Here is a 17,471-nt window from a genome sequence, read left to right on the forward strand (position 1 = left end):
TGCCTCTATCACTTTGCGTATTCCGCCTCTTCCGGCTGCAGTTCATCCTGTTCCGGAACGACAAGCGGTTCTTCCGCGTCCAGATTCAATTCAAGGTTCAATCTGGTGACTTCGCGTATCATATCCTGAAGCTCCTGTTCCTTTCCGAATGGCCTCCCTATTTCGTCCTGCGCTTTGGCAAATTGATTTTCAAGCCGTTCTATTCTTTCCTGAGTTCCTTTTATCTTTTCCGGTATTTCATTTACACAACGTATGATCCGGTCTATATTTTTTACACCGTCACGTTTCATTTCACAGGAATAACGTGCTTCTCCAACAAGAATAAGGAACAATGCACTTTCATAAGGATTGAATTCAGGAAAAATATGGAGTCCTGCAAAACTGCCTACTTCTTTTTTATCCTCCAGAGACATCGCCTCCTGTAATCGTGGAACCAATACGGCCCAAGCCGTTGCTTTATCTGTATATTCCTCGTCTCCCACCGTTATTCGGAACCCTTGCTCCATTACTTCTTCTGCCGCCGTATGATCTCGCCCATAGAGGTCAGCTTTTTTCCTTAACTCCTGTATTTCCTGCGGAACAGATTCTATAATCTTTTGCAGTCTGAATTGCTGTGCTTGATACTGTCTTTTTATGATCCGGAGCTTCGTTATCTCCGTATCCAATTCGGACTTTCGGATCACCCGCGGGTCTCCTGTCGCAAGCGCTTTGATCTGTCGTAACATTTCAGACGATACATCTACATCTTCCATACGCCGCGCGGGAGGTTTATTGGAAACGATCTGATTGATGAACCGCTGCTTATTTTCCAGCAGCTGATAAATGTAGGCGTCGAACGACCGTTCCGTTAAGTAGCGTAATATCCGTACTTCCTGAAACATATTACCCCATCGGAGGATCCGGCCTTCGCGCTGGATGAGGTCAGTCGGTCATTTTTTGCGGACAGTTCATACATGCTATCCTTTTCTGTTCTCTGCTCCTGCGTTTGCTCTCGTTTGATTTCTCCCTCCGTATCTTCTTGGCACAAGCAGGACAATACCTTGATGCACCAGAGCCCGGGACATATTCAACGCCGCACACCGTACAATTTTTAGCGGGCATTGCTGCCCACCGTTTTGTAGGTATGATATGTAATTCATCGACAAAGCCGATGAATTTATAGTAAATCTTGATTTCCTGCTTCACTGTTCCGTCTGCCATCTTCTCACGCTCCGAAACAAGTATCTTGTCTATGAGTGCGTTTATAACTGTTGCATCCAGTTCTTTTAAGCCTTGATAATTTCGGATAAGGGCGAGGAAGTCACGGATTCCCCGTGATTTCTCGTAGCTTTCATTAAGAGTTTCCGTCACCTCTTTCAGCCTTGCTTCAATTTCAAGCTGCTCTTTCTGGTATTTCCCCGACATCATCTCAAAATTCCGCTCGGTAATACGCTCCATGACCTTATCCTCGTAGAGAGAGGAAAACAGCCTGTCCAGTTCCGCAAGGCGTTTGTTCAGCTTCTTACGTTCTTTCTCTAATGCTTTCGCCCTGCTCTGGTCTGTTTCCGTGAGCCGCTTTTCTATGGCCCTGACCGCCTTTTCATCATTCACTGCCATATCCGCAAAACAGTTGATGTCGGCAAGAACGGCATTGAATAAATCCCTTGCTTCTATATTGTGGGCACTACACTCGCTTCTTCCGTTTCTTGCATAATTATTACATGAATACTGTACACAGTCGATAATCTCTGGGCGTTTCCTCCTGTGTACGTTCATTGCCCGCAGAGCACATCCGCAGTCCACACACTTGATAACGCCTGCAAAAATATTTACAAATCCTCCCTTGTTCTGTGGAAGCCTACGACTTGTAATAAGCTGTTGGACAATATCAAATTCCTCCTGCGTGACTATTCCCTCATGGGTATTGGGTATCACTTCCCATTCTTCGGGCAGCTTAGAGGGGCGTTTCTTGCTTTTCATATTGGCGGCAATCCGTTTGTAGCCTACAAGATTTCCCGCATATATCGGGCTTCTTAAAATGCTCCTCACGCTGTTCCCACTCCAAATATAGCGTTTGTCCTCGTTCCCCTCAAAATGACGTTCAAAGCCTGTTTCGCCACGCTCCGCCGCATAAGCGGCAGGGCGTAGGATATGCTGTTTATTAAGATGTCTGCAAATTTTGGCAACTCCATTCCCTTTTAATGCAAGGTCGAATATCTCTTTTACAACATGTGCCACTTTATCATCTATCAGCAGATGGTTGTGGTCGGCAGGGTCTTTGATATAGCCATAAGGGGCGGTAGTTCCCATGAATTTCCCCTGTTGAAACCTCGCCCGATATGCCGATTTTATCTTAACAGATATGTCAGCGGCATACATTTCGTTTAAAATGTTGCGGAAAGGCGTGATGTCCATAGCAGATTTATTCAAGGTATCTACGCCGTCATTGACCGCTATATACCTCACGTTATGCTCTGGGAAGAAAACTTCCAGATATAACCCACAATCAAGATAGTTTCTCCCCAGACGGGATAAATCTTTCGTAATCACGCAGTTTATCAGACCGCTTTCAATGTCTTTTATCATATTCTGGAAACTTGGTCTTTGGAAATTTGTACCAGAATAACCATCGTCCACATACGTTTTTGCTATGTGCCATCCCTGCTTTTTCACATAATCCGTGAGGATGGATTTCTGTGTCGCAATGCTCGCACTCTCGTTATCCGTACCATCGTCTTTAGATAAGCGGCAATAAATGCCGACTAAATAGATTTTCTTTTCTTCTTTGATTCCTGCCATACTGTAAAACCTCCGTATCTGTCCTATCTGTTTTCATGTCCCATTGCGTACATTCTAAGCGGACAGCCCCTCATTGTCGAAGGTGTCGCCCTCGGCAATCTTCTTCCGAATATCCTCGGAGATAATCGGGACAAACGCTTCTGTAACGGTCTGTGTGCCGACATATTCACGGCTGATTATCATCTGCACTGGTGCTTTTGGCACGATACGCTTTCTCTTTTTATCTGCTTTCTTATCCTCGCCCATACTTAAATCTTCCTTTCCAGACAGGGCAGGGAAGAGTTTGGAAATGTCCCCGCCCTGCCAATCAGATACCATTAATCCTCGCTGTTTAATTCTTTCTGTAATGCTTTAAGGAGTGCCGCCGCTTCATCAGCGTTCAGCGTGATTCCCTTGCCGCACTTTTCACGGTTCGGGGAAAAGCTGCGGATGTCATACTTCGGCTCTTTCCCATTCCATGAAATGAGATTGATTTCCTTTGTGTAGCCACTGTCGCCCGTAGACAATACTGCGATTTCCTTTACGATTTCATACTGGATTTCTCTCATTCTCCATACCTCAACTCTCTGTATTTACTTCCCGAAAAAAGAAGATTAGCGGCTGTCACGGTTGCGTTTCCTCTGCAACTCACGCTCCAAAAGTTTGATGATGGTTTCCTCCATCTGCTTCGGCGTTGTGTTCTTCGGAAAGTATTTTTTCAGCTTGCTTGTGTTGATTTTCAAGGTTTCTTTCTGGTTGCCCTTTTCCTCCGTCATAATCGCAAATATCGTATCCATGTCAAGCCGCCCGCTCTGGCTTAACTGTTTCATCCGCTGTGCCTGTGAGAGTGAGGGCGTTGCTTCTTCGCTCTCCATCGTGGCAAAGAGGTTTTCCTGCTCGTCTTTCTTCAAGAAGGACAGTTCCACCGCAGGCGTGAGGGCGATTTTCCCCTCGTCCACCATCTGCAAAATCGGCGGTATCAGTTCCGTCAGGCGGATAAAACGCTGCACGGTCATCCTGCCCACGCCGAAGCCCTGTGCCACCTTGTCGTCCGTCCGCAACTTCGTCACAACTTGTGACGAGGTTAAGTCTGTGCGGAAACCCTGCCGCTTCATGGCTTCGGATTTCATCTTGTAAGCAAACGCCCGCTCCGATGGCAGGATATTCTCACGCTGCAAATTGCTGTCTACAAGGGTGATGATGGCTCGGTCACGGTCTAAGGGCAGGACAAACGCAGGCACGGTATTTATCCCTGCAAGTTCAGAAGCACGGACACGCCGCTGTCCTGCAATCACTTCATAACCGTCCCCGTCCTCTTTCGGGCGTGTGATTATCGGCGTGACAATGCCAAATTCCTTGATGCTTTCCGCTAACTCTGACAGTGTTTCATCTTCTGCCACATGAAACGGATTGTCGGGGAACGGGTACAAGTCTTTGGTCTTTAACACCTTAAAATCCTGTTTCTTCATTCACATATCTACCTTTCTTTCGCTCTGCTTCTATGATTTTTCTGCAATTCTTCCAACACTTCGGGCGGTATTTTTGACAGCAGCCGCCCCATCTGCTCGTTGGTTCTCTGCAATTCAAATATCTTCTGATTCGCTTTCTGCACCTTTAGTTCCTGCTCGTACTTTTCATCACGCATACGCCCCGCATAGTCTGATTCCTGCCCAATTCTCTCTTTCAAACTGTCGATATACGCCTGCTGTTTCCCGATTTCCTTAGAGAATTTCTCCACGTCTGGCAGCCATGCAGAGAGTAAATCTAACGCTTTATCCCTTTTCTTCCCTGCGTTAAAGGCGTTGATGTCGGATAGGGCAGACACGATTTCTTCATACTGTTTATCAAGCCTGCCGCCTAATTTATAGAGCCATGTGGGGACGTGTTTCCGCTTGGTTTCCATTGAGGACTGCCCCCGTTCAAGCTGATTCCACCGTGAGGACATCCGCTCATGGTAGGCGGTCTGCCACTCGGATAATGATTTCTGGTTGCCTAAGATAGCTTTCGCTGACAGCTTATTGTCTGGCGTAATCGGCACAAAGCAGAGGTGCATATGGGGCGTTCTCTCGTCCATATGGACGACAGCGGAGAGGATATTCTGCTTTCCAACACGCTCCGAAATGAAGTCAAGAGCCGTCTGGAAATACGCTTTTTGTTCTTCGGGCGGTAACTGGTTCATAAATTCTGGTGAAGCTGTGATGAGCGTTTCCACCATCATCACGCTGTCTTTCCTTGTCCTGCACCCCGCTTCGGCTACCATGCGGTTAATCTCTTTCTTGTAGGTGTACTTTGGTGGTGCTATGAGATGGTAATTGTTTTTAGAGCGTTCCATATCTATATCTGGGTTGCTTTTGTAGGCTTCTTTCTTCCGCTCGTTGTGGCGTTCACAAGCCGCAACGCCGCCCGCTTTTCGTTTCTGGAAACGCAGGATTGCATAAGGCATAGGCGGATTCCTCCTTTCTTTCGGCGGGTGACCGTCCTTTGGGGTGACAGCGGTGACGGTGGTGACAGCAGTTTTGGGATACCCCCTGCCGACTGCCGCAACTGTCACCCTCACCCCCTGCATGACGGTCATGTCGATGATGACGGTGTTTTTGGGATACCCCCCTCGCAAGAGCCGTCACCGTCATGCCGCCATTCTTTTATCCGAAGCCGTAAGGCGTAGGATAGCAGGGCACAGCCCTGCCTTAAGGGAGTCCAGAGGGAACGTCTGGCACACGACTTTGCAGGGCAAAGTGTAGTGTGTTACACCCTGTAAACGCAGTCGGAAAAATCGGAATGATTTTTCTGACCGCAGGGGTGGTTTTACACGACCGAAAAGGGCGAGTAAATCTCACGCCTGCATTTTGCGTTTACGGGGTGTTCTCCCGTAGGGATGACAGCGGCAGGGTATCCTAAAATCACTGTCACCACCGTCACTGCTGTCACCCGCAGGGCAGAGCCGCCAGCTTTACATGGCTTTAAGCGTCAATGACAGTAACAGGGGGGTATCCTAATATCGCTGTCACCACCATCACCGCTGTCACCCGCCCTCCTTGCAAGGGCAATCCGCCTGCCGTCTTTCCTGCGGCTGTACTGGTAGCAGATACGGTTCTCGCTTAAAAATGTGGTGCGGTATTCATTCAGCCATTTCGTAATCACCGTGGGTATGGTTTCCGTTTCCCCCATAGCGGCTAACAGTTCCGTTGCCGTGCCTATCCATTCTTCCTTATCCCTCATAAAATCCACCAACCGAAAAAGGACATCTGGTATCGTTTCTTTCGCAAGCTGCTCCTGCGTTTTCCGCTCCACAAGCTCCCAACGGCAATCACGGAAACGCAGCGTGTATTCCTGATAAGGCGTGTCCCTGCCCGTCACATACAGCTTGGCGGTGTCAGACGCACGTTTCTCCTTTTCCAGAACAAAGGTAGCGTCCGCACTCCCCGTTAATCCTGTCGTCCCAGACACCTTGTTGAACACGTCGCTGTCATTCTGCTTTCGGATGTGGTGTACGACAATGACCGCCAGAGAGTGCCTGTCGGCAAAGTCTTTGATGAGGGAGATGTCCCCATAGTCGCTTGCATAGGCATTGTCTTTTGAAGCTGTACGGACTTTCTGCAAGGTATCAATGACAATGAGCCTGCTGTCTGGGTAATCTTTCAGATAATCTTCAAGCTGCACGATAAGACCGTCTGACAGCTTGCAGCTTGCCACGGCAAAGTGGAGCCGCCCGCTTGCTTCGTCCGTCAAACGAAATAACCTGTCCTGTATGCGGCAGAACGTGTCCTCAAGGCAGAGGTAAAGCACATCGCCCTCCATTGTCGGCATATCCCATAAAGGGATTCCCTGCGACACGCATAAGCATAGCTTCAGCATGAGCCAGCTTTTGCCTATCTTCTGTGAGCCGCAGAACAGCGATAAGCCTGTCGGGATAAGGCTGTCCACCACAAAGGATGGTTTCTCAAGCGGTTCATAAAGGAGCGTTTCGGCGTTGACTGTCTGTAACTTCTGCATGGCTTTCCTCCTTTCGGGCGGTGTCTTTGTTTTCGTTGCACATAGGCGTTGACCTCCTTAAAAATAGATTTACTCCCACGGAAAAAAGTGAGAGTATGTAATGCCGCCAATCCCACACAAATAAAAAACAGATTTCTTTTTCGGGCGGTGTCGGTCACGGTTGGAGATATTTCTTCAATTTCCGCCTTTACTTTCTCCTTTGCAATCGCAACAGATTTCTGTATTGCCGAAGCGGTGCAATGCTCCATAGCGGCGATTTGGTAAAAATTGAACTCATACTCGTAGTAGAGCAGGAAACGCCGCCTTTGTATCTCTGGAAGGCTCCCAACCGCCTTATAGAGCGTTTCATTCCGTTCTTCCTCAACCATGCGTTCATCAAGGCTCTTAGGCACACGCAACGCCCGTCTGTAAAGGGTTTCGTCCCATACCTCGTTAAACTCCCTGTGCCGCTCGTCCCATTAGAAAAGATTCCTGTTCCTGCGCTCCATCTGCCGAAACTCCATAAAGAACTGTTCCGACACTTCCAACTCGTGGGATTTGCCCTGCCCGTCCTTAAAGCTGATAAAATACCTTGTGCCGCTTTCCGTGGATTCCTCCCGAAGCGTGTATGCCTTAACCCTGTATGCCATCCTGTTGTCCTCCTGCAAAAAATGAGTGAGGGGATTTCCATCCCTCACCCAGTAGCCCGCAGGATGGCAGGCTGTTTTAGAAGCTATAAAATTTTCCGCAGCTTCTTCCGCAGATGGTCTAACCTCGCATAGATGGCACCAGTCGTCAAATGCACAAGCGGGGCAATCTCCTTTGTGGAATACCCCTGCATTTTCAGCAGGACGATTTTCAAGGTACGCCCGTCCACCGTGACTAATACTTGATAGAGATTTTCGCTCTCAATCTCTTCCAGTAACTCCGCAACCGTACCCACTTCCGCCTGCCGCTCCCTGCCTGCCATGTCCTCAAGATATTCCGCAACGTCATTCGTCCATCGGTAAAACCGCCTGTTGGAATTGAAGTCTGCCCTGTCCGCCATGCGTATCTGCTCAATGGTCGCTTCATCAACGCCGCACTCACGCAGCAGCTTTTCCTCCGCTTCTTTCCAGATACGCCATTTCCTGTCCTCCCGTCCGTGGTTGTATGCCATTCTTACTTCCTCCAATCAGAATTGATTGAGAGGGCAGAGAAAAGCCCCCTCATCTTCCCAAAGGAAAAAACAAGGGGGCTGAACGCCTTAAATTTTAATTTTCTATTATCTTTCTTAGTTTTATTAGGATTCTGGCTTTGCGTTTGTTTACAACGCTCTGGGTTATGCCCAACCTCGCCCCGACTTCACGCTCGGAAAGTCCGTCAAAAAAGATTGCCTGTATCAGCTCCTGTTCACTATCCGACAGCAAAGGCAGGGCGGCTTTCAGCCTGTCCACCATGACCGCATTGACAACGGTTTCTGCAATGTCCACCGCTTCATCAGTGATAAAGTCCAGAGGATTCCCCTCGCTGTCCGTAAATCCGTCGAGAGATAGCAGTCTATTCTTTGTATCTAATTTTTGCAGATAACGCCACCGTTCCTTGTCACGGTAGAAGTCTGTGTATTGCTCCCTCACGACTTCAAGCAGACAGCCTTGAATGGGGATAAACAGCTTGTCCATATAGGTCTGGTCGGATTCCCTGCAACGGCAGAACTCCGTGTAGGATAATTCCACATAGCCGCCACTTTCTCTGATATATACCTTTCTTGGTGCATATTTCACCATAAATACCTCCCATCTGAATTTTTGAAATGTAAAAAATCCAGATGGAGAGGCGGAGAACGACACCGCATATCAGAAACAGCCCTACGGCACTTTCCAACAAAAATCGACAAAAGAAAAACCGCAAAGGCTCTGTGACCTTTACGGTTATAGGAAATAGTAATTCTATTGTATGGAGATTGTACTTCTACTTTCAAGGTGAGAAGTACCGTTGCACTGGCAGAAATTTTTTTAACTGGTTTCCTGCCGTTCTCTGATATGCTATGTATTGATAAATTTTGCTTCGTATGAGCAGATAGATAACTGCCCGAAAAAAGGACATAAAAAAATCCCTCCAAATTTAAAAACAAATTCAGAGGGTAATTTAGGGTATAACAAAATAACCCACCCGAATATCGTTTTTTTTATTTGGTGAGTTTGTTCTTTCAAATACGAAACAAAAAGAGCCGATGATTCGTGAATTGTTCCACAATTTCATCGGCTCTGCGTCTTAAGCGTCTGGCTCTTTGATGACAGTTATCTTCAAGTTGTCAACTTTAATCAATCTTTCTTGTCTGCATTTTGGACAATAAAGGGGATAATTCTCCAAAACAGTGTCCTTCCTAATTTTATTACGGGTTTTGCTCCCACAAACAGGACACAATATCCATTCGCATTTCATCATAATTAGTCTCTAATCCTTTCAAATCTCATTTTATATGACTTTTGCAAGCTGTTAAGCTAACTTGTGGAACATATGCCGAACCTTATCTATACGGCTATTCGGGCGGCGGGGTTGGCAAATAAATTTACCAATAGCTGGCTGGTATCCTTTTAACTCTGTCAAGCAGACTCCCTGCCCATTTGTGAAATAAGTTAAATCGTTCCTGTATTCTTGAATACATCTAGCAGGGATTTCTCCTTTCAGAATGACCTCGTCATTCTTTATCTGAGTACTTACAATATCTGCACAATACCTTGGAGCATCATGATACGCCCGTGAGAGATATTCCTGCGGTGCATAAATTTCAAAGTGGAGATATGGCTCTAATAGTTCTGTCCCTGCTTTTTTTAAAGCCTGCTCCAATACGATAGGGGAAAGCAGCCGAAAGTCTGCGGGGGTACTTACAGGACTATAATACAATCCATATTCAAAACAGATTTTACAGTCTGTCACTTTCCATCCATACAGCCCCTGCTCGCAGCCATAAAGAACCCCCTCCATAACCGCATTTTGGAACGATTGATTTAAATATCCAAGTGAAACTCTGCTTTCATACTGCACTCCGCTTCCAATAGGGAGCGGCTCTATGGACAACCCGACAGAAGCCCAGAAAGGATTTGGCGGGACTTCTATGTGGATGGTATATTCTGCTTTTCTAAGCGGTCTTTCCATATATATAACAGTAGGCTCTTTTATTTCTGCCTCCACATGATATTTTTCCTCAAGGATGGCACAAATGACTTCCATCTGCACATTCCCCAAAAAAGAAAGTATAATCTCATGCGTTGTAGTATCCACATAATATTTTAAAAGAGGGTCGCCATCTGAAATTTCTGTAAGTGCCCCAAGCAATATTTCCCGCTGTTCAGATTTCTTTACTGCAATCGTTGTTTGGAGCATAGGGAGAGGATTTTCAATAAATTTTCTCTGCGGCAACAGTATTTCGTTCCCCAAAATACTGTTTAGCTGCAAAACATCATTTGGTAAAATTACAATATCACCAGAGCAGGCTGTATCGGATGAATATAATTCACCGTTTGTCGGAACACACATCTCTGTGATTTTTATTTTCTCTTTTTCAGATATTCTAATAACATCCCTCAAATGCAATGTTCCGCTATATATACGCACATAAACAAAACGCCGCCTTTTCTCTGAATATTCAATCTTAAAAACCTGCCCGCATAGTTCAGATTGACCTTCAGGCGTTGATGAATAAAATTTACTGGCAATTACTTCTATAAGCTGCCGAATCCCCAGATTGTTTTTAGCGCTTCCGTGATAAACGGGAAATAACGTTCCGTTTTGGAATCTCCTGTTTTCTTCCTGTTCCAGTTCTGACATTTTAAACGGTTTCCCTGACATATATTTCTCTAATAGTTCATCGTTTCCCATAATTACCGCATCCCACTGTTCCATATCGTCATTGTCCGTTACATTTATATGGGGATGCTGCCCAACCTTTTGCTTCACTATAATTTCCGAAGAAAGCTTTGCTTTCATTTCCCGATATACCATTGGCAAATCAATCCCCTCTTGGTCAATTTTATTGATGAAAAAAATTGTCGGAATCTTCATTATCTGTAGTGCATGAAACAGTATACGGGTCTGTGCCTGTATGCCATCCTTTGCAGAAACTAATAATACTGCTCCGTCTAATACGGATAAAGAACGGTATACTTCCGCCAAAAAATCCATATGGCCTGGCGTATCTATAATGTTGACTTTTACATCCTCCCACTGAAAAGATGTCACTGCTGTCTGGATAGTGATTCCCCTTTGACGCTCCAAATTCATTGTATCTGTCCTTGTTGTGCCTTCATCTACGCTCCCTAGTTCTGCAATTGCACCACTGGTATACAATAAACTTTCCGTTAATGTTGTCTTTCCTGCGTCAACGTGAGCCAGAATGCCTAAGTTAATTATTTTCATGTGATTTTCCTCCTATCAACACCCAAAAAAGGGCATAAAAATACCCAGTGATAAATACTCCTATCACTGGGTAAATAACTCCAATAGCCCCAAAACACTTATATGTTTTCGGGCATATAAAATTACATGATAAAAGTATTCTTAAACTGGGTACAAAAAACTAAGCCCCATATTAAAAGTGAAACGGGACTGCTACTTTTTGTTCCCACTATCAAATTGACAGTTTATTTAAGAATACCTTGCCGCATATTTATTAACTCCTTGTATAATACTGAATCTAATTATATTCCTTAACCCTTTATTTGTCAAGCTGACAAACTAAAGCAGAAAAAGCGGCAGGATTTCCCCCTGCCACTAATCATCTGTTTATGCAAAAATAATTTCCTTTTCCACAATCTCCCTCGCACAAGCCCTTATGTTATTGAGGCATCCTGTCCATTCTAAGGCGTTTTCTGCCTTTAGCTGTTCCGTTATGCCCTGTGCCTGTTTCATACCCTCTATGAGCCTTTCAAAGCGTTCCTGTGCCTGTCTGTTGATGTCGGCAAGGTAGGCGTTTAGCCTGCCGCTTGTAAGAAGATTGGTGTATGTAACTTTACGGTACTGTTTTAGATAATCTAAATGCCGTTGCCCCCAGATGCCTATTGCCTGTTCTTCTTCGGCGGGTACAGTTAAGCACGGTATCAAATAATCCCCTTGCCTTTCGTATTTGCCGCCCAGTTCCTCAAATAATGATTTTGCCATTGTCTGTTACCTCCACATTCTTTTTTATTTTGAATGTCCGCAAAATCCGTCCTACATCTGACGGACGCCAAGGTGCATCAAGGTGATGCAAGGCTACGAGCCGGTCCTGCACATTCATGCCCGCCCCCATTTTAAAGGTGGAACCAATCAGTACACGAACTGCACCCTTTCGCACTTTAGCAAACAATTTTGCTTTTTGCAGATCAGTTTTTGCATCGTGGATAAAGGCTATTTCATTTTCGGGAATTCCCTTTTTGACAAGTTTATTTTTGATATCCTGATATACATTGAATGGACTCTCTACAGCTTCATACTCTCCCTTCATATTTTTTTCCATTCGGAGTTCCTTTGGTGTAGACAGATCACAAAACACGAGCTGCGCGGCTCGCTCAGAAGCATATTGCTTCCATATCTCATATATCTTTTCCACACACGCTTCCACTTTGTTCCCGCCTTCATCCGGCAGCAATGCGTTAAAACACCGGACGTCAAGCGCCGCCTTACGGCCGTCGTTGGTTACGAGCAGCATATTATCCTCAAAAGCCGATACCTGTTTTTTTCGTATCCGCTCGGACCGTTCTACAAGGGATTCTATGATCTCTTCCCCCAGCGGTGTTGGCGGTATCACGATATTTTCCGGCTCTCCTCCGTGGATCTTTGGCACAGGGATATTGATATCCGCCGCTGTCTTGATATCCGCGACAAGAGCAAACATATTGCATAATTCATTTAAATTAAAATAGGTGGAAAGTCGCGTCTTGAGCCGAAATCCGCGTCCTGACGGTGCAAGCTCCATTGCTGTCTTTGTTTCCGCATATACGCTCACCCACGCATCGAAATGCGCTAATCCTTTTTCTTTAAGCAAATCGAATTGGAGATACCGTTGGAGTGTAAACAGTTCTGAGATCGCGTTGCTTACCGGCGTTCCGGTCGCGAATATTATTCCTCTGCCCCCAGTAATCTTGTCCAGATACCTGCACTTCATAAATAAGTCGCTCGCCCGTTTCGCGCTTCCCTGAGCAATACCGGCAACATTACGTATCTTTGTCGTAAAAGCCAAATTTTTAAATTCTTGACTTTCATCGACTACCAGCATATCTATGCCCAGTTCTTCAAAATCCAATACATCGTCCCTCGGCATCGTATTGATACGCTGCTGACGTTCCTCAAGTGCTTTTCTCGCTCCCTCCATTTGCTTGACAGTCCAGTTTTCCCCCTTCTCTGTTTTTATCTCCTCGATCCCGTCCATGATCTCATCGATCTGTTCTTGAATATGCTGTTCCTCCCATTCTTTAGACATCGGTATTTTTTGAAGTTGTGAATGGCCAATAATGACTGCATCGTACTCTCCCGTAGCGATCCTCGCGCAAAATTTTCTCCTTCTCTGTTTTTCAAAATCCCGCGCTGTTACCACGAGGATATTGGCTGCCGGATAAAGACGAAGGTAATCTGCCGACCATTGCATCAAAAGATGATTTGGTACACAGATCATAGCCTTGCTGCACATTCCGAAATGTTTTCTCTCCTGAACGGCAGTGATGATCTGAAATGTTTTTCCTGCTCCTACGGTATGTCCAAGCAGTGTGTTTCCACCGAACAACATGCGGGCAACGGCATTTTTCTGGTAGTCCCGCAATTCTATCTCCGGATTCATTCCATGAAAGCGCAGGAAGCTTCCGTCATATATGCGCGGTACGATATTATTCATTTCGTCGTTGTATTTGCGTACCAACCGTTCGCGGCGCTTCTCATCCGCGAATATCCATTCCCGAAATTTTTCCTGAAGCTCTATTTGCTTGTTTTGCGCCGTGATGGTATCTTCTGCGTTCAGCACATATCTTTCTTTTCCATCTATTTCAACTTTGTCCCGCACTTCTATCATGCGCAGGTTAAGGGCAGCCTCCATGATCTCATACACATTTTTTCGGGAGGTACCATACACTTCGCTTGCAAGGATCGATACACACCAGCTTGCATAGTCGATATGCCAGCTGCTTGTCGTTTGCGAGTATTGGACGGAAATTCGGTTATTGGTATATTCGTCGAGTTCCAAAATTTCTCCTAAAAATTCTTTATAATCCGAGGGAGGTATCCATATACTTCCGATCCGCACCTCGATATCTTCAGCTGAAATGTCCTCCGGCTGGACCGCTTCCAAGGCTTCCACATTCTTTTCATACTTTTTGTCCCGTCCGGCTGCCTCTATTGCTTCCTCCAGTTTGTTGCGTACATTTCCTGACAGATACTCCTCCTTCGTTACCCACCTTTCCGATTGAGGTTCCAAAAACACTTCGCCTTCCAATTCACTCAAGATCTGTTCCTTCTCTTTTCCGTAAATCTTCTGCATATACGTAAAATCTACACGGCCGTGCTCCGCTACACTGGCGATCAATGCTTCGTGAGCGGTATCTACCGTTGTGACGGTTTTAGGCGGCCGGATTGTCCGTTTCGTAAAAAAGGCCGCTTTTTCTTTAAAGTGATCTTCTTCATCCAACACCTCAAGAGAGCAGAGCAGCGGATGATCCGCATCGCCGCGAAAGGCTATCTCATTCCCCTTGCTGTTGATCCTGCCGTATTTCTTTACAAAACTGTCATACGCTGCGTTGAGCCTCCGCTGTGCCTCATGGATCGCCTCATCATCGGCGTCTTTCATTTGAGCATCAATTAACTCCCTGACGATGGCGCGTATTTGGCACAAACCTCTTACTCTTTTTTCCGTGTTGTCTGAAAAATGCATCCTGTGCATTTTTGAATTTTCGCGGTAATAAATGCCTTCGTCCGTTATGGTATAACAATAATTTTTGACTGCGGGGTCGGCAGGGATCGTATCCTTATCTTCCTCCTGTTCCGGGCGTTCCGGCAGCAAGATCGTACCCTTGATATTTTTGACTGCGCGATCAAGCTGTTCGGCAAGGTCTTCCCCTTCGATCGGCAGACATGCCGTATTCGACTCGTTCCCATACATATTTCCCCAAAACGCCATCTTTCCAAGTATCATCTCCGGATGATTGGCAAAATATGCGTTTACAGGTACGCCGTCTTCTATCTGTTCCAAATGTATCCAATCCGGTTCTGTATCTATGGGGCGCTCCCGTTTTTGCAAAAATAGGATATCTGCTGTAACTTCAGTACCCGCATTTGCTTTAAATGCATCATTGGGAAGCCGGATTGCCCCAAGCAGCTCTGCCCGCTGTGCCAGATACCTGCGTACATTTGGATTTGCTTTATCCATCGTCCCCTTCGACGTCAGCATCGCAACGACGCCGCCCGGCCTTACCTTATCCAACGCGCGGGCGAAAAAATAATCATGGATCAGAAAATTATATTTATCGTACCTCCTGTCCGCGATCTTATATTCCCCAAACGGTACGTTTCCAACAAAGGCGTCAAAAAAATTATCATCAAAGTCCGTATCCTCAAAACCGCATTGCCGGATATCTGCTTTCTGGTAAAGTTGTTTTGCGATACGCGCTGTAATGCTGTCAAGCTCGACGCCATAAAACTTTACTTTTTCCAAACTTTGCGGTGCTGCTCCGAAGAAATTTCCGATACCACAGGCGGGATCGCATACGTTCCCTTTTTCAAGCCCCATATTTGTAAGACTCTGATAGACTGCACGTATCACGTATGGCGGTGTATAATACGCGTTTAGCACAGAGGCGCGCGCTGTTCGATATTCTTCGGGAGTCAGCTCGCCCGTCAGGCGTTCGTATTCTTTGCTCCATTTTTCGTTTTTCTCGTCGAACGCCTGCGGCAGTGCGCCCCAGCCGGTATATCCGGCAAGTATCTCCTGCTCTTCCGCAGTCGCGAGCCTTTTTTCTTCTTCTATACGGCGCAGCATCCGGATCGCGTCCATATTTTTCTCAAAACGCGTTTTTACGCCTGCTGCGCCATAATGTTCATCTGCGATCCTATAATCGACCTTCTCCTGTACGAGCAGCTGTTCATTTTGCGGCTGCGCGTTGTTGGCTTTTGATATTTTGGATAAATTATCTTTCTCAAGCTTCTCCGCGCTCGTTTGGATATTTCTGCTGTCCCGCTCCGGCTCACCGGTTCTATCCGCTTTTTGCTCCAACGTATCTAAAATGACCGACGGCTCCTGTTCGGATGTGGATATCTCCGTATCCACACTGTTAAATTCCGCTGCCGCTTTCTTTGGCATATTTTTCTGTACTTCTTTAACTTGCGGCATATCTGCATGATCCGTTCGGCCAATATATGCCAGAAATATTTCCCGGTTTAGTGTTCGTACAAACAGCGGAAGTTCTGTATCGCTCACCGTTACATAATTCTCCTGTACTTCCAGAACCCTGTATCTCCGTCCATCTTGCAAAAACACTTCGTCTCCCGCCTCATACGGAAAATCTTCTGTAATAGAAAAACCGGAGGATATCTTCTCCTCCGGTTCTGGCTGTTCTTCCCTTATTTCTCCGTTGCTTCCGTTACCTCCCTGTTGTATACGATTTCGTCCAGCATCAGCTCCTCCGCTTCGTGATCGATCATTCTCCGGTAGCTCACCATCTCCATAAAATTCTCTGTCTGCGGAGGTTTGTTTATCCTGCGCAGCTCCCGCACGATCTCCGCTTTCCTCTTGTGCGCCTGTTCCTCTACCCGTTTGCAATGCTTGTATAGTTTGTCTGTCACCCGCAGCGCCAGGTAGACCGCCTCCATCTCCTGTTCCAGAAACCGCATCCGCATGAATCCGTACTTCGTGAGCGGAAGGACTGTTTCCTGTACCTCCAGTAATGGTTTCCACGTTCCGTTCTCTGTCTCCATGTAATCCAGTTCCACCATGATCTGCACTCCTTTCTTCCTGTCTCTGCAGTTTTTTTTCGATTTCGGTTAATACTCCTTTTGCGATCCCACATCCTGCACTTCCCAGCACATTGATCGTCTGCAGCGTGTCAAAACTCGATATCCCGCCAAAATCCAGTTCTTTCATCTCAAGCCCGCAGCGCTTGAGAATAATGTACTCAGCTGTAGCCGTGATACATGTTTTTAACTTGTACGCCGCCTCCCCTTCCGTATTCCTTTCAAGCCAGCTCCCATCGATCAACTGGGTGAGTTGCTCCCAATATCCGTCAAACTCTCTCAAAATATTGGACTCGACCGTTTTGAGGATCGCTTCCCTCAAGCTCATAGTACCAGTATAATCTATACCGTGTCCAATTCTGAGCAAATCTACGATATCTTTTTCATTTTCTTTCTTGATCTCCCATGCGGTAGGCAGATACACATCCTTTCCTGTTGTTTCCTTGATATCATAGACATATCCGATCTTAAACTGATTCCCGTCGATCCGGAGCAGTCCAATCTGCTTTGCGTTCTTTTTGACCGTTCTCCCCATCCGCTCCCATTGTTCTTTCGCACCGCAGGCTGTTACGTTTGGATCTTGTTCGTATATAATAAGTTGGTCTAAAAAACCGAACTTATATATATTGGCTGCGGTATCCAGAAAATGCGCCCATCGCTGCCTGTCCCGGGTAACAGTATTGACAGCTTCTTCATACAGCGCCATGATATTTGTCTTTTTCACGCAGACCTCCTTTTATTTTTCTGCCTCTATTTCTTCTTTTTCGTCCTGTTCAGCTATATATGTCTCT

General features: G+C 46.1%; 13 protein-coding genes and 1 pseudogene. All 14 read right to left on the reverse strand.

Features of this window, described 5'->3' with window-relative positions:
- Nucleotides 1–8 precede the first annotated feature (8 nt).
- The 14 genes and pseudogenes from H8S18_RS07395 to H8S18_RS14945 all read right to left on the reverse strand — a co-directional run bounded on the left by H8S18_RS07395 (nucleotide 9) and on the right by H8S18_RS14945 (nucleotide 17,404).
- Entirely contained in the window at nucleotides 9–881 is an 873-nt protein-coding gene (locus H8S18_RS07395) for a hypothetical protein (RefSeq protein WP_186857672.1), read from the reverse strand.
- 40 nt (nucleotides 882–921) lie between these two features.
- Nucleotides 922–2,778, reverse strand: coding sequence for a recombinase family protein (locus H8S18_RS07400; protein WP_001820670.1), 1,857 nt, complete (start codon nucleotides 2,776–2,778; stop codon nucleotides 922–924).
- Nucleotides 2,779–2,832: 54 nt separating this feature from the next.
- A complete protein-coding gene (locus H8S18_RS07405; protein WP_001820669.1) occupies nucleotides 2,833–3,024 on the reverse strand; it encodes a hypothetical protein in 192 nt (63 codons plus the stop codon).
- A gap of 71 nt (nucleotides 3,025–3,095) precedes the next feature.
- A complete protein-coding gene (locus H8S18_RS07410) occupies nucleotides 3,096–3,326 on the reverse strand; it encodes a YdbC family protein (RefSeq protein WP_001206986.1) in 231 nt (76 codons plus the stop codon).
- A 45-nt stretch (nucleotides 3,327–3,371) separates the two neighbouring features.
- Nucleotides 3,372–4,226 (reverse strand): ParB/RepB/Spo0J family partition protein, encoded by an 855-nt coding sequence (locus H8S18_RS07415; protein ID WP_000743700.1) that lies wholly within the window; start codon nucleotides 4,224–4,226, stop codon nucleotides 3,372–3,374.
- A gap of 8 nt (nucleotides 4,227–4,234) precedes the next feature.
- Complete coding sequence (mobV, locus tag H8S18_RS07420; RefSeq protein ID WP_001820668.1) at nucleotides 4,235–5,200, reverse strand: MobV family relaxase; 966 nt, start codon at nucleotides 5,198–5,200, stop codon at nucleotides 4,235–4,237.
- 524 nt (nucleotides 5,201–5,724) lie between these two features.
- Nucleotides 5,725–6,750 carry an AAA family ATPase gene (locus H8S18_RS07425; RefSeq protein ID WP_001170964.1) on the reverse strand — a complete coding sequence of 342 codons (1,026 nt, stop codon included), beginning with the start codon at nucleotides 6,748–6,750 and terminating at the stop codon, nucleotides 5,725–5,727.
- Between the two features lie 154 nt (nucleotides 6,751–6,904).
- A pseudogene (locus H8S18_RS07430) lies at nucleotides 6,905–7,379 on the reverse strand (RNA polymerase sigma factor).
- Nucleotides 7,380–7,462: 83 nt separating this feature from the next.
- Nucleotides 7,463–7,888 carry an RNA polymerase sigma factor gene (locus H8S18_RS07435; RefSeq protein WP_000323895.1) on the reverse strand — a complete coding sequence of 142 codons (426 nt, stop codon included), beginning with the start codon at nucleotides 7,886–7,888 and terminating at the stop codon, nucleotides 7,463–7,465.
- A gap of 94 nt (nucleotides 7,889–7,982) precedes the next feature.
- On the reverse strand, nucleotides 7,983–8,495 hold the full coding sequence (locus H8S18_RS07440) for a sigma-70 family RNA polymerase sigma factor (RefSeq protein ID WP_000241709.1): 513 nt from the start codon (nucleotides 8,493–8,495) through the stop codon (nucleotides 7,983–7,985).
- Nucleotides 8,496–8,982: 487 nt separating this feature from the next.
- Entirely contained in the window at nucleotides 8,983–9,156 is a 174-nt protein-coding gene (locus tag H8S18_RS07445) for a cysteine-rich KTR domain-containing protein (RefSeq protein ID WP_002779755.1), read from the reverse strand.
- A gap of 51 nt (nucleotides 9,157–9,207) precedes the next feature.
- Nucleotides 9,208–11,127: a tetracycline resistance ribosomal protection protein Tet(O) gene (tet(O), locus tag H8S18_RS07450; protein ID WP_000691758.1), complete on the reverse strand. Its 1,920-nt coding sequence runs from the start codon at nucleotides 11,125–11,127 to the stop codon at nucleotides 9,208–9,210.
- 366 nt (nucleotides 11,128–11,493) lie between these two features.
- Nucleotides 11,494–11,868, reverse strand: a complete 375-nt coding sequence (locus H8S18_RS07455) for a TnpV protein (protein ID WP_001129922.1) — start codon at nucleotides 11,866–11,868, stop codon at nucleotides 11,494–11,496.
- Nucleotides 11,849–17,404: an SNF2-related protein gene (locus H8S18_RS14945; protein ID WP_330598746.1), complete on the reverse strand. Its 5,556-nt coding sequence runs from the start codon at nucleotides 17,402–17,404 to the stop codon at nucleotides 11,849–11,851. The genes H8S18_RS07455 and H8S18_RS14945 overlap by 20 nt, the downstream gene beginning before the upstream one ends.
- Between the last annotated feature and the right edge of the window lie 67 nt (nucleotides 17,405–17,471).

The sequence above is a fragment of the Christensenella tenuis genome, assembly GCF_014287795.1.
In the GTDB taxonomy this organism is placed as follows: domain Bacteria; phylum Bacillota; class Clostridia; order Christensenellales; family Christensenellaceae; genus Christensenella; species Christensenella tenuis.

Bases quoted from the DNA above. Each gene is read 5' to 3' on its own strand.
- H8S18_RS07405 (WP_001820669.1), bottom strand. From the start codon at position 3,024: ATGGGCGAGGATAAGAAAGCAGATAAAAAGAGAAAGCGTATCGTGCCA.
- mobV (WP_001820668.1), bottom strand. From the start codon at position 5,200: ATGCCTTATGCAATCCTGCGTTTCCAGAAACGAAAAGCGGGCGGCGTT.
- H8S18_RS07440 (WP_000241709.1), bottom strand. From the start codon at position 8,495: ATGGTGAAATATGCACCAAGAAAGGTATATATCAGAGAAAGTGGCGGC.
- H8S18_RS07425 (WP_001170964.1), bottom strand. From the start codon at position 6,750: ATGCAGAAGTTACAGACAGTCAACGCCGAAACGCTCCTTTATGAACCG.
- H8S18_RS07435 (WP_000323895.1), bottom strand. From the start codon at position 7,888: ATGGCATACAACCACGGACGGGAGGACAGGAAATGGCGTATCTGGAAA.
- H8S18_RS07410 (WP_001206986.1), bottom strand. From the start codon at position 3,326: ATGAGAGAAATCCAGTATGAAATCGTAAAGGAAATCGCAGTATTGTCT.
- H8S18_RS07455 (WP_001129922.1), bottom strand. From the start codon at position 11,868: ATGGCAAAATCATTATTTGAGGAACTGGGCGGCAAATACGAAAGGCAA.
- H8S18_RS07415 (WP_000743700.1), bottom strand. From the start codon at position 4,226: ATGAAGAAACAGGATTTTAAGGTGTTAAAGACCAAAGACTTGTACCCG.
- H8S18_RS07445 (WP_002779755.1), bottom strand. From the start codon at position 9,156: ATGATGAAATGCGAATGGATATTGTGTCCTGTTTGTGGGAGCAAAACC.
- H8S18_RS07395 (WP_186857672.1), bottom strand. From the start codon at position 881: ATGTTTCAGGAAGTACGGATATTACGCTACTTAACGGAACGGTCGTTC.
- H8S18_RS07400 (WP_001820670.1), bottom strand. From the start codon at position 2,778: ATGGCAGGAATCAAAGAAGAAAAGAAAATCTATTTAGTCGGCATTTAT.